Annotated in this window: 10 protein-coding genes; 5 read left to right on the top strand and 5 right to left on the bottom strand. The window is 61.2% G+C overall.

Annotated elements, in window-relative coordinates; genetic code table 11:
• Position 1 precedes the first annotated feature (1 nt).
• Positions 2–916 (top strand): LysR family transcriptional regulator, encoded by a 915-nt coding sequence (locus AYM40_RS32390; RefSeq protein WP_063500066.1) that lies wholly within the window; start codon positions 2–4, stop codon positions 914–916.
• Positions 917–971: 55 nt separating this feature from the next.
• Entirely contained in the window at positions 972–2,417 is a 1,446-nt protein-coding gene (locus AYM40_RS32385; RefSeq protein WP_063500065.1) for an NAD-dependent succinate-semialdehyde dehydrogenase, read from the top strand.
• Positions 2,418–2,591: 174 nt separating this feature from the next.
• On the opposite strand, the gene AYM40_RS32380 is transcribed toward AYM40_RS32385, so the two are convergent.
• Both AYM40_RS32380 and AYM40_RS32375 read right to left on the bottom strand, forming a co-directional pair.
• Complete coding sequence (locus AYM40_RS32380) at positions 2,592–3,341, bottom strand: aspartate/glutamate racemase family protein (protein WP_082855420.1); 750 nt, start codon at positions 3,339–3,341, stop codon at positions 2,592–2,594.
• Between the two features lie 45 nt (positions 3,342–3,386).
• Positions 3,387–4,757: an MFS transporter gene (locus tag AYM40_RS32375; protein WP_063500063.1), complete on the bottom strand. Its 1,371-nt coding sequence runs from the start codon at positions 4,755–4,757 to the stop codon at positions 3,387–3,389.
• 294 nt (positions 4,758–5,051) lie between these two features.
• Here AYM40_RS32375 and AYM40_RS32370 point away from each other — a divergent pair, with 294 nt between their 5' ends.
• Complete coding sequence (locus AYM40_RS32370; protein WP_063500062.1) at positions 5,052–5,978, top strand: LysR family transcriptional regulator; 927 nt, start codon at positions 5,052–5,054, stop codon at positions 5,976–5,978.
• 132 nt (positions 5,979–6,110) lie between these two features.
• The gene (locus AYM40_RS32365; RefSeq protein WP_063500061.1) at positions 6,111–7,079 is read left to right on the top strand and encodes a D-2-hydroxyacid dehydrogenase family protein; all 969 of its coding nucleotides are present in this window, start codon (positions 6,111–6,113) and stop codon (positions 7,077–7,079) included.
• Positions 7,080–7,157: 78 nt separating this feature from the next.
• Here AYM40_RS32365 and AYM40_RS32360 read toward each other — a convergent pair whose 3' ends face one another.
• The 3 genes from AYM40_RS32360 to AYM40_RS32350 form a co-directional block, all read right to left on the bottom strand.
• Positions 7,158–8,561, bottom strand: coding sequence for a GGDEF domain-containing protein (locus tag AYM40_RS32360; protein WP_063500060.1), 1,404 nt, complete (start codon positions 8,559–8,561; stop codon positions 7,158–7,160).
• 274 nt (positions 8,562–8,835) lie between these two features.
• The gene (locus AYM40_RS32355; protein ID WP_063500059.1) at positions 8,836–9,480 is read right to left on the bottom strand and encodes a helix-turn-helix transcriptional regulator; all 645 of its coding nucleotides are present in this window, start codon (positions 9,478–9,480) and stop codon (positions 8,836–8,838) included.
• 148 nt (positions 9,481–9,628) lie between these two features.
• Positions 9,629–10,600: an ornithine cyclodeaminase family protein gene (locus AYM40_RS32350; protein ID WP_063500058.1), complete on the bottom strand. Its 972-nt coding sequence runs from the start codon at positions 10,598–10,600 to the stop codon at positions 9,629–9,631.
• A gap of 239 nt (positions 10,601–10,839) precedes the next feature.
• Between AYM40_RS32350 and AYM40_RS32345 the strand changes: the two genes are divergently transcribed.
• Positions 10,840–11,628, top strand: coding sequence for an ABC transporter substrate-binding protein (locus AYM40_RS32345; protein ID WP_063500057.1), 789 nt, complete (start codon positions 10,840–10,842; stop codon positions 11,626–11,628).
• Positions 11,629–11,670: the final 42 nt, after the last annotated feature.

Here is an 11,670-nt window from a genome sequence, read left to right as displayed (position 1 = left end):
GATGCATGCGAATGTCCTGAAGTATTTTGTCGAAGTGGCGCGGTGCAGTTCGATCCGCAAGGCGGCGCAGAATCTCTATGTCGCGTCGAGCGCGGTCAACCGGCAGATCCTGAAGCTCGAAGCGGAGATGGGGACCGAACTGTTCGACCGGCTGCCGAACGGCATCCGGCTGAACGCGGCCGGCGAGCGCATGCTGCAACACATTCGCGCAACGCTGAACGACTTCCACTTGATGCGCAGCGAACTCGACGATCTGAAGGGCGAGCGGAAGGGGCACGTGTCGGTGACGGCCATGGATTCGCTGTTCGTCGATTTTCTGCCGGCGACCGTCGAGGAGTTTTCGGACGCCTATCCGGCCGTCACCTATTCGATCGCCGCGGTGCCGCCGCACGACGTACCGACGCGGCTTGTCAGCGGTGAGTATGACGTCGGCATTTCGTACATTACGAAGCTGCCCGCCGGTCTCGATGTCGTGAGCGAGGTCTCGTTGCCGCCGGGCGTTGTGATGGCATCGTCGCATCCGTTAGCGAAAACGGAGCGCATCAGCTTCGACGAATGCCGCAGTCATGCATTTCTGAGGCTGGAAGGACGATCGCCGATTCAGGGTGTCGTCACGACCGACTTTCCCGAGTACTGGGAGTCGTTGCAGCCGAGCGTCACCTGTAACTCGACGACACTGCTCAAGCGGCTGATTGCGTCGGGGCGGGGCATTTCATTTTTCTCCAAACTGGCTTTCCTCGACGAACTGGCGCGTGGCGACGTGGTATGGAGACCGCTCGACGACGTGAACGTCAACGCGCTCACCGTCGGCGTCATCACGCCCAATCAGCGCGTGCTGCCTCACGTGACGCTGGAGTTCGTCGAACGTATTGTGCGGCGCCTGAAACACGTCGAACTGGCGCTGCGCGACGTCTGATCGCTGCGTTGCCGCCGATCGCAGTTGATCGTCCTCCAACCCTCAGGAACACAACATGGTCATACCAGGCTATAGCGATACCCGACTTCTGATTAACGGCGAGTGGTGCGACGCCGCCAGCGGCAAAACCCTCGACGTCATCAATCCCGCCACCGGCAAAGCGATCGGCAAGGTGGCTCACGCCGGCATCCCGGATCTGGACCGGGCGCTGGCCGCCGCGCAGAACGGCTTCGAAGCCTGGCGCAAGATTCCGGCGAACGAACGCGCCACCACCATGCGCAAGGCCGCCGCGCTGGTGCGCGAGCGCGCTTCCGACATCGCCCGCCTGATGACCCTGGAACAGGGCAAGCCGTTCGCCGAGGCCCGCGTCGAAGTGCTGGCCGCAGCGGACATCATCGAGTGGTTCGCCGACGAAGGCCGCCGCGTCTACGGCCGGATCGTGCCGTCGCGCAATCTGGCGGCGCAGCAAACGGTGCTCAAGGAACCGATCGGCCCGGTGGCCGCCTTCACGCCGTGGAATTTCCCGGTCAATCAGGTGGTGCGCAAGCTGAGCGCGGCGCTCGCGTGCGGCTGCTCGTTCCTCGTCAAGGCGCCGGAAGAAACCCCAGCGTCGCCGGCGGCGCTGCTGCAGGCGTTCGTCGAAGCCGGCGTGCCGCCCGGCACGGTCGGCCTCGTGTTCGGCGACCCGGCGGAGATTTCCAGCTACCTGATTCCGCATCCGGTGATCCGCAAGGTCACGTTCACCGGTTCGACGCCGGTCGGCAAGCAGCTGGCGGCCCTCGCCGGCACGCACATGAAGCGCGCGACGATGGAGTTGGGCGGTCATGCGCCCGTCATCGTGGCCGAAGACGCCGACGTGGCGCTGGCCGTCAGGGCCGCGGGCGGCGCGAAGTTCCGCAATGCCGGCCAGGTCTGCATCTCGCCCACGCGCTTCCTGGTGCACAACAGCCTCCGCGAAGAATTCGCCGCGGCGCTCGTCAAGCACGCAGAAGGCCTCAAGCTCGGCGACGGCCTGGCCGAAGGCACCACCCTGGGGCCGCTCGCCAATGCGCGCCGTCTGAGCGCCATGAGCAAGGTGCTCGACGACGCGCGCAAGACCGGCGCCAGGGTCGAGACGGGCGGCGAACGCGTGGGCTCGGAAGGCAACTTTTTCGCGCCGACCGTGCTGACCAACGTGTCGCTCGAAGCGGACGTGTTCAATAACGAGCCGTTCGGCCCGATCGCCGCGATCCGCGGTTTCGACACGCTCGAAGAAGCGATCTCCGAGGCGAACCGTCTGCCGTATGGTCTCGCGGGTTACGCGTTCACGAAGTCGTTCCGCAACGTGCATCTGCTGTCGCAACAGATGGAAGTCGGCATGTTGTGGGTCAACCAGCCTGCTACGCCGTCGCCGGAAATGCCGTTTGGCGGCGTGAAGGATTCGGGCTATGGGTCGGAAGGCGGACCGGAAGCGATGGAAGCCTATCTGGTCACCAAGGCCGTTTCGGTGATGGCGGTGTAGCCTGGGCCAGCCGACACCGCGACGGACCGCAACGGCCGAAGAGGATGTACTCGTGGTGACTTCCTCGCTACCTTTTCGGCCGGTGCGGGCCCGTCGCGGGAGTGGGAAATACGACGCTGCGAGGGTGGCGCCCCTCAACTATTGTCAGTGAGTAAGCGCCGCCTGCGTTGCCGATTACGCGCCGGACAGCAGCGCGCCCGCGCCAGGGACGATCGGCTCAAGCTTGAGCCGATCCAGCATGCCCCGGACGGTGCATACCGCGGTCGAGACGGTGCGGATGCCCAGCATGTCTTCGATGCGCTGAATCGCCGGCAATGAGGGCATTTGAACGCATGCGGACGCCACCACGACGTCCGCGCCTTCCGTGTTCAGGCCGCGAACGTCGTCGACCAGCTGCATTGGGTCGCGCAGACCGACTTCAAGGTTGTCGGGAATCTCAAAGGAGAGGGAATCGATGACCTCAATGCCTTCGTTCTCGATATAAGCGACGACCAGGTCCGTCAAGGGCCGCATGTACGGCGCCATCAGCGAAATCCGGCGCGCGCCCATGATCTTCAGACCTTCTACCAACGCTCCCGCGGAGGTCATGATGGGCGCAAGGCAATGATTGGCACGAGCAACCTCCAGCAGTTCGCGTTCAGTTTGCCGATGATAGCCGGGCCCCATTGCCATGATCGCGACCAGGCACGCCGTGCTCATGACATCGACACGAGCGTCGGCGAGTTCGGCCGCACAGCGCAAGCCTTCCTTGTTCATCGCTTCCAATTCTTCCTTCGTAACCTTGTGCATTCTCATCCGGCTCGAATGGAAAGTGAACCGCTCCGGGCGGATCGCTTCACGGGCACGAAACATGGCGGGAATTTCAGTTTCCATGGTCGTATTCGAGCTTGGGACGATCTGTCCGATACGAAAATTTTGAGTCATCTTTCTCTCCAGAATAGGGTTAGGTATCCAAAATACTGAGCGGAATTAGTCCGGCATGCCTGCGCCATTCGTCTCAGGCAAGAACCACGGCAGCACGATACCGAGCAGATACACGGAGCCGAGTGCCAGCGCGGCCTGCGACACACCACCGAACGATTTGATCATGCTGCCCGCGATGATCGGGAACACCCACGCGATCAGGCGCGCCGCATTGAACACGAAGCTGATGGCAGTGGAACGCACGCTCGAACCAAAGAGTTCACAGGGGTAGATCGCCATCCAGACATAGGCACAGCCCAGGGTGAAGAAGCCATTGATCGGCGCCACGATCATCATCGCTTCGACGCTTGTCGTCAGTTTGTACGTGACGAACGTTGTTACCAGCGCGCCGACGAAAGTGAGTGACAGGAACGCCCGCCGGCCGATCGCATCCACCACGAAGCCCGCGATCATGTAGGCCGCAATCGCGCCAAGGGTGTACGCGATCGATATCTTCGAGCCCCACGACAAGGCGTCGGCGATACCTTCGGCTTTAGCGAGCGACACGGTGTAGGTCGGCAGCCAGCTGGAAATGGCCCACCAGCCGACCGTCGTAACGATCGACAACACCAGCAGAAGCAGCGTGCGGCGCAGCGCTTCGGGTTCACTGAACAGTTGCGTGAGCGTGAAGGGGCGCTTGTCGGATGCAGGCGCGTCGCCAGCAACCGGCTGCGTGTTCGTCGTGCTCGTCGTGCTTGTCGCGCTCCAGCGTTTCTCGCGCACCGCGCGTTGCCATTTCTCCGACTCGCTGACTCCGCGGCGGATGTACAGCACAAAGAATGCCGGGACCGCGCCAAGCACGAACATCAGCCGCCAGGTTTCGGCACCGAGTGGATGCGTCGACGAAAGCGCGTACCACACGACGGCTGCGATCAGCGTGCCCCAGCCGAAGCCCGATTGCAGGAAGCCCGCCCCTTTCGCACGCGCCCGCTCCGGCCAGGTTTCCGACAGCAGCGCGACGCCCGTGCTCCATTCGCTGCCCATGGCGAGGCCAGTCAGGAAACGCAGCCCGCACAACACCCAGAAGGTTTGCGAGAACGCAGTCAAACCCGAAAACACCGCATAGAGGAATACGGACCAGAGCATCATCCGTTTGCGGCCGACATAGTCTGCGAGAATCCCGCCGATCAGACCGCCCGCCCCCCAGCCAAGCAGCGTGATGCCGATTACCAGGCCCGCGTAAGTCGTGGGGGATGCGGCTTGCGTCGGCGACAGCACCGAATGCAGCATCGGCCCAAGCACGACGACGAGTGCCAGGGCCTCGTAGCCGTCGAAAATCCAGCCGAGAAAGCTAGCCTTCAGCACACGCCAGTGCATTGCCGTGAGACCCGCGTACCAGTGAGTTCGCGAGCTCAAGGCGAGTTGTTTGTGTTCCATCTATCGTCTCCTTCGTATTTTCAACAGCGTTGTCAAGCGTTCCCGCCGGGCACCGGCTGGTGCTTCTGACAAAGCCAATGTTCCGGCGTCCAGGACAACGTCGCCTCCTCGACATAGAATCGCGGTGCGCGCTGCCCGGCCGCGCGCCTTGACCGATGGTCCTGCGAGGATCGAACGCTATGGCACACAGAATGCCGGTCGCGAGGCGTGTTGAAAACTTCTCAATGTTCAATAGAGGCATCGCCAAACGCGATGGGTGAAAACCGAGCGGATATCCAACCCGAAGGAGTGAGGATGCGTGTTTCAGCAGATCGGCCGTTGCGACTCGACATGGAGTCTCTGCGCATTTTCGTGGCTGTCATCGAGGAGGGCAGCATTGCTGCGGCGGCGGCCCGCACGCACATCGTGGCGTCGGCCGTCAGTAAGCGCGTATCGGATCTCGAAGACGACGCCGGCACGCCTCTCTTATATCGACACAGCCGCGGCGTACAGCCTACGCCCGCGGGCGAGGCGCTCTATCATCATGCGAAGCGGCTGAGCGAGCACTTGCAGCAAATTTCCGACGAATTGTCTGAATATTCGGCGGGGTTAAGGGGACATACCCGGATTTATGTGAACTTCACCGCCATGGTCCAGTATCTGCCGGGTGTGCTGCGTGCCTTCCTGCGCACCAATCCGAAGGTGCGGATCGATATGGTCGAGAAATCGAGCGATGAAGTGGTGCAGGCGATCGCAAGCGGCGTTGCCGATCTCGGCATCTGCTCGGCCACCGAAGACTCCCTCGGCGATTTGCAGTGGCGTCCGTACAGCGTCGATAAGCTGGTTGTGATCGTGCCGTCGGATCATCGGCTCGCCGGGCGCGCAAGCGTGAGCTTTGCGGAAGTGCTGGAGGACGACGTCGTCAGCATGCCGTACGGCACGTCCATTTCGAAACTGTGTCGTACCGCCGCCGAGCGTGCGGGCAAGCGGCTTCGCGTGCGTATCGAGGTGACAAGCTTCGAGGGCGTGCGCAACATGGTCAGCGCGGGGCTCGGCATTGGCGTGCTCCCCAAGGGAAGCGTGACGCCTTATATGCATTCGGTGCCATTTCGCGTCGTTGAGCTTGACGAACCGTGGTCGCTGCGGCCGCTGTTAATCATCGCGCGCCATTTCGACACGCTGCCGCTTCCTGCGCGCATGCTGGTCGACCACCTCGACAAGCAGCAAGGCAGCGTGTCATGAAGGCTGTTGCAAGTCGATGGCCAGCCATCGCGGTTCGCGATGGGTCGCGTCGCCACTTATTGATTTACGTGGTGGGCCGGGTTTCTTAGCATTCAGTTGGCAGCAACGTCAATAACTTATGGAGCGCGCAACATGAACCCCAAATTGCCTATCAAGGTGGCCGTCCTCGACGACTATCAGAACGTCGCGCTGAGCATGGCAGACTGGTCGCCTCTTAAGAACCTGGCGGACGTTACGGTGTTCAACGACCACGTCGCTGACATCGGGAGCCTGATTCAACGCCTGCAGCCATTCGACGTCGTATGCGTGATGCGAGAACGCACACCGCTGTCCCGCGCGGTCATCGAAAGCCTGCCGAACCTGAAGCTGATTGCCTCGACCGGCCCCGTGAACGCGTCGATCGATCAGGAGGCGGCTGCGGAACGCGGCATCGAAATTCGTCATACGGGCTATTCGTCCACGCCGACGATCGAGCTGACGTGGGCGCTGATTCTCGCGATGGCCCGCAACATTCCCCTCGAGAATCAGTCACTGCGTCAGGGCGGCTGGCAGCTTTCGCTTGGCGATCAACTCGCGGGCAAGACGCTCGGATTGCTTGGCCTTGGCCATATCGGCTCGGCTGTCGGCATCATCGGACGGGCATTCAGAATGAACGTCATTGCGTGGAGTCAGAACCTCACCGAGGAGCGCGCCGCGGAAAAGGGCGTGCAGCGCGTCAGCAAGGATGTGTTGTTCTCCACGGCGGATTTCCTGTCGATCCATGTGCGGTTTAGCGAGCGAACCCAAGGTTTGGTCGGTGCTGCGGAACTCGCGCAGATGAAACCCACAAGCCGGCTGATCAATACGTCGAGAGGCGCGATCGTCGACTCTGCCGCGCTGCTTCGGGCACTCACGACCGGTCAGATCGGCGGCGCCGCACTGGACGTCTACGACGTCGAGCCGCTCGACAATCCGCACCCTCTGCGTGAATTGCCCAACGTGCTCGCGACGCCTCATATCGGCTATGTGTCGAAAGAGCTGTACCGCACTTTCTATGGCGATACTGTGCGTAACATCGTTCGCTGGCTTGATGAAACCGGACGTTCGGCGCAAGTTGTATAAAGCGCGAGCTTCCTGACAAAGCAGGCATGCGGGTTGAGCGGAATGGCGAGACATGCGCCACGGATGAGTTAAACGCGTCTATCCGGCCACCACACGGTTGCGGCCATCGTGCTTGGCCTGGTAAAGGCGCTCATCGGCGACGCGTAAGAGGGTGTCGATCGTATCGCCGTCGCGGCCGAACTCGGAGATCCCGACACTGACGGTAACGGCGACGGCCCGCCCGGTTCCGGTATAGAACTTCTCGGTAGCTACGGCGCCCCGCACGCGCTCCGCAATCGAGCGTGCCGCGTCTCGCGCGGCTTTAGGCAGCAGCACCATAAACTCTTCGCCACCGACCCGCGCGACGCCGTCGTAGGGGCGAATGGCATCAAGGCATTTCTGCACGAATCGCTGCAATACCTCGTCACCCACCTGATGGCCGTAGTTGTCGTTGATCAATTTGAAGTTGTCGAGATCCAGCGCCAGCAGCGAGAACGGCGCACCACCTCGCTTGGCTCGTGCGATTTCCGCCGTCACTTGATGGATAAACTCGCGCCGGTTCGCGGCGCCCGTCAGCGGATCGGTCGCGGCGAGATGCTCGAGCTGGTGATTGGTACGCTGGAGTTCCTGCAGCGCGCTTTCCGTGCGCGCCATCGCTTCGGCGAGGCGAGCCATCAGTTCTTCCTGGCTGTAGATCGTCGAAAAGGACCGCGTCGTGCGAAACGCTTGAACCACGCCATAACTCAGCAGGAAAAAACCGGCGGCGAAGATCGCGTGCGCCAGCCACCACATATGATTCCAGGGCTTGCCGAGAATGAACGCGAGAGACGCAAGCGCGAAGGAGGTGACCGAGATGCCGTAGATCACCATCAGCGGGGAGCGAATGCGACGCAGCATGAGCACCATGACGTTCAGCGTCGAGAAGACGAGCGCCCCACCTTCCATGGATAACCGCACTGCGGGGGTGCCCGCAATTGGCGAGTTCGCAATGAGTCCGACGACCAGGTCGATCAGGACGAACACGGCGATCCACGTCAGCCACGGGCGCGGTTTCGAGCGCCGCTCGACTGCGTCTGGCGTGCTGTGGTACGAGAGAAGCCCCACCAGCAGGAGCACCGACATCACCAGACGCGATGCCGGTCCGTAGAGCAGGAATAGCCAGATATTGTGGTGAGCCATGCCGGTGAACGCGCCGTGCAGCGCATAGACCAGCACAAAGCCTAGAAAGCCCAATGTCAGCCACCGTAATAGCGGCTCGCCTGACGACAGATAGCAACGCCATGTCACGTAGGTGACAAACAGCCCCTCGAGCGTCGCTGCTGCGATCGCGATTTCGTGAAACGCGTGGTTTTCGAACTTCAGGCTCGGGTCCTGAAAGAAAGCCAGATAGGCAATCAGGTAAGCGGGAATCAGCGCGCAACCAATGATCAGCAAACCCGAGTAGATCTTGGTCACGATCCAGATGATGCGGCGCGGCTCTTCGATTGAGATGGTCGTGCTCATGGGCCCGTCTCCGACAGTATTACCGTGGTTTTTCGCATCGCCGGGCGATTGACGCGTGAATCGCCCGACCCGGGCACGGCACCATGCCGTTATGCCGAGCCGAGCATACCGCGCAGCGGACTATCTTCAGGCAATTGGCAGTATAAGCGCCAGGTTTCATCTGACAAGACGTCAATGTTGCACCTGACTATCCGGATCTCGATGGCACCCCAGTAGCGCCACGACAAGGAGGCTGGCGGCAATCACCGGCGAGGGCCGCCGAATCCGGTTCAGCCTAGGCTGCAGCGCCTCGTAAATCTCTAATATGCTGGTAGACGGTCGCGCGGCCCATACCTAGGACGTTGGCAACGTAGTTAGCCGCGCTTTTTCCTTTGAACGCGCCTTCCTCCCACAGTGCCTCGACAAGCTCGCGACGGTGCTCCCGGGTCAGGGAGTTCAATGCCAGTTGGCGTTCCTGAAGCCATGCGTGCAGAAAAGTGTTGATACGCTCTTGCCAGTCGTCCTTGAACAGCTCCTCAGGCTGCTTCACGAGGCCTGCGCCTGACACCACGCGGTCGATGACATGTTTCATGTCCTCAAAGACGGCGATGTTGTAATTGACGCACATCACGCCGACAGCCGCGCCGGCGTCGTCAAAGAGCACCGTGCTGACACAGCGCATTCGCCTGCCGTCCCAATTGATCTTTTCGTACGGACCGATCGTGCCCGACTGCGCCGAATGATCAATTTCTTCCAGCGCGGATTCATCGCCCAGTTCACGCTTTGACAGGTTGTTTGCAATGTACGCAACCGTCTGGCTCTGCAGGTCATGAATGACGATTTCGACGTACGGAAAGAAGAGCAGCGCAATGCCGTCGGCGACACGGCCGTAGCGATCCAGCAAAAGCCGGCGCGCGGGTGTGGTCTTAGTCTTTCGCATAGGGAAGCATGGGATTGTCAGTTACGCCGGGTCTGGCGGCGTGTGCGTGCGTCGAGGGGCAACGGATATTCGTTGCAGTGCACTATTTTGCCACGGGAGGTGTTCATGCCTGGTTGGGTCAACCCGTTCACAGCCGCCGCGGTCCTGCTTAACTTATCGGCTGTCCCGCCATGTGCCTGAATAAGGCGTAAGCGATCGCCACATCTTCCAGTCCGAGTCCGATTGAGCGGAAGAAGACATGCCGTCGCCGGGAGGGTTGCCTGGCCGTGCCGGATACCAGTTCGGGCAAATCTCCCAGAATACTTTCCGGCGACCAGTCATGCAGTTGCGCCGCCAATTTCATTTCACCGGCGCTGGCAGGCGTGGTGCGCCGGTAGTCGCAATAGACGTCCATGTCTTGAATCCACGCCGGTGGGATCTCGTGTGCGTTGGCGACATTCGTGCTGATCGACGTGATGAGCGCCGGCTTGGTCAGCATCGTGTCCGACAGTACGGGCGTGCCCGAGGATGTGCACAACGCCACCACGTCGGCATCGCGCACGCAATCGTCAAGCTGGGTGCAAATCCGCACGCGCTCATGAAGGGCGGCGACCGCTGCGCGCTTTGCCTCGTTTCGCGCAAGCTCCGGCGAAAACACATTGATCGAGTCCCACGGCCGCAGTGGCGCAAGCTGGCGCAAATGCGCCTGCCCAACTGACCCCGCACCGACGATGGCGAGTCGGCGCGCCTCGTTCGTCGCAAGGTGCTCCACCGCAAGTGCCGTCGCACCGGCGGTGCGCTCGATGGTGAGCAGACCCGCATCGCACCACATCAGCGGCTGGCCCGTTTCCATCGACATCAGTGCGGTCCACGCGGTAATGACGGGTTTGGATTCCGTCACGATGTACGGCGACAGCTTGGCTCCGAATACCTTGGCGTCCGCCATGACGCCGAGGTATGTAATGAAATCGCCAGCTCCGTGTGGAAACGGGGTGAAGGTCTGAGGCGGCTGCACCGCGGAATCGTTCGCAAGCGCGAGAAACATGCGTGTCAACGCGCCGCGCACATCGAGGTGGGGCAGTGCTTTACGCACCGCGTCCTGCTGGACGATCAACGGGAATACTTTGTCTGTGCTGCTCATGGGCCTGCTCTCCACATCGTTGCCGGCTTGCGGCGTTAGCGCAATTCTAAAGTCAAAAAGTCCAGTCTGGACTTTTATTTTGAAAATTGCTTGCATTTGCGAGTGTCCAGAATAGACTGTTGTTCCAGAACGAGTGTGAGGACAGGCCCTTTGGGCATCTCATTCGTCTTCTTGAGGTCGCGCCGTCAGTTAGCGCCCGTACCCTAAATTTGCGAACCCCAATTTCATAGGGAACCATCATGCGTCTGAAGCTTCCACTCTCACTTTTCGTCGCGGCTGCGTTAATCGGGTCGGTCGGCACCGTCAGCGCCGAGACTCAAAGCACCTTGCGTTTCGGCATCGAGGCCGCGTATCCGCCGTTCGAAAGCAAGTCGCCGGCAGGGCAATTGCAGGGATTCGACGTCGACGTCGGCAACGCGGTGTGTGCAAAGATGGGCGTGAAATGCGAGTGGGTGGAGAATTCGTTCGACGGCCTGATTCCCGCATTGCAGGCGCGCAAATTCGACGTCATCAATTCCGCGATGAACATCACGGACAAGCGCAAACAGTCCATCGACTTCACGCCGCCGATCTACGTGGTGCCGATCGTGATGGTGGCAAAGCGCGGTTCCCCCTTGCTGCCGGACGTGAAGAGCCTGCAAGGCAAACGGGTCGGCGTCCTGCAGGGTTCGTCGCAGGAAGATTTCCTCAAGCGCCACTGGGCGAATGCCGGCGTGTCGATCGTCTCGTACCAGGACCAGGATCAGGTGTATGCCGACCTCGTTGCCGGACGCCTGGATGCCGCCGTCCAGGAAGCGCAGACGGTTGAGGATGGTTTCCTGAACAAGCCGTCAGGCCATGACTATGCAATTGTCGGCCAGCCGCTTAGCGATCCGGCAACGCTTGGCGAAGGAACGGGCTTCGGCTTGCGCAAAGGCGACAAGGCCCTGGCCGGAAAGATCGATGCCGCGCTCGACGCTTTGAAGAAGGACGGCACGCTCAGCAATCTTTCGCAGAAGTATTTCAAGCGCGACATCATCGCGAAGTAACCGGTTCATGACCCGATGCGATCGGATTCGCATCGGGTTCCG

Source organism: Paraburkholderia phytofirmans OLGA172 (genome assembly GCF_001634365.1).
GTDB lineage: Bacteria > Pseudomonadota > Gammaproteobacteria > Burkholderiales > Burkholderiaceae > Paraburkholderia.
The sequence above is the reverse complement of the archived record's forward strand: the minus strand, read 5'-3'. Positions and strand labels throughout refer to the sequence as shown.

What these genes read in the sequence shown, in the direction of transcription:
- AYM40_RS32360 (WP_063500060.1), bottom strand. Translation starts at nt 8,561, where the DNA reads ATGAGCACGACCATCTCAATCGAAGAGCCGCGCCGCATCATCTGGATC.
- AYM40_RS32380 (WP_082855420.1), bottom strand. Translation starts at nt 3,341, where the DNA reads ATGACTCAAAATTTTCGTATCGGACAGATCGTCCCAAGCTCGAATACG.
- AYM40_RS32345 (WP_063500057.1), top strand. Translation starts at nt 10,840, where the DNA reads ATGCGTCTGAAGCTTCCACTCTCACTTTTCGTCGCGGCTGCGTTAATC.
- AYM40_RS32390 (WP_063500066.1), top strand. Translation starts at nt 2, where the DNA reads ATGCATGCGAATGTCCTGAAGTATTTTGTCGAAGTGGCGCGGTGCAGT.
- AYM40_RS32375 (WP_063500063.1), bottom strand. Translation starts at nt 4,757, where the DNA reads ATGGAACACAAACAACTCGCCTTGAGCTCGCGAACTCACTGGTACGCG.
- AYM40_RS32365 (WP_063500061.1), top strand. Translation starts at nt 6,111, where the DNA reads ATGAACCCCAAATTGCCTATCAAGGTGGCCGTCCTCGACGACTATCAG.
- AYM40_RS32350 (WP_063500058.1), bottom strand. Translation starts at nt 10,600, where the DNA reads ATGAGCAGCACAGACAAAGTATTCCCGTTGATCGTCCAGCAGGACGCG.
- AYM40_RS32355 (WP_063500059.1), bottom strand. Translation starts at nt 9,480, where the DNA reads ATGCGAAAGACTAAGACCACACCCGCGCGCCGGCTTTTGCTGGATCGC.
- AYM40_RS32385 (WP_063500065.1), top strand. Translation starts at nt 972, where the DNA reads ATGGTCATACCAGGCTATAGCGATACCCGACTTCTGATTAACGGCGAG.
- AYM40_RS32370 (WP_063500062.1), top strand. Translation starts at nt 5,052, where the DNA reads ATGCGTGTTTCAGCAGATCGGCCGTTGCGACTCGACATGGAGTCTCTG.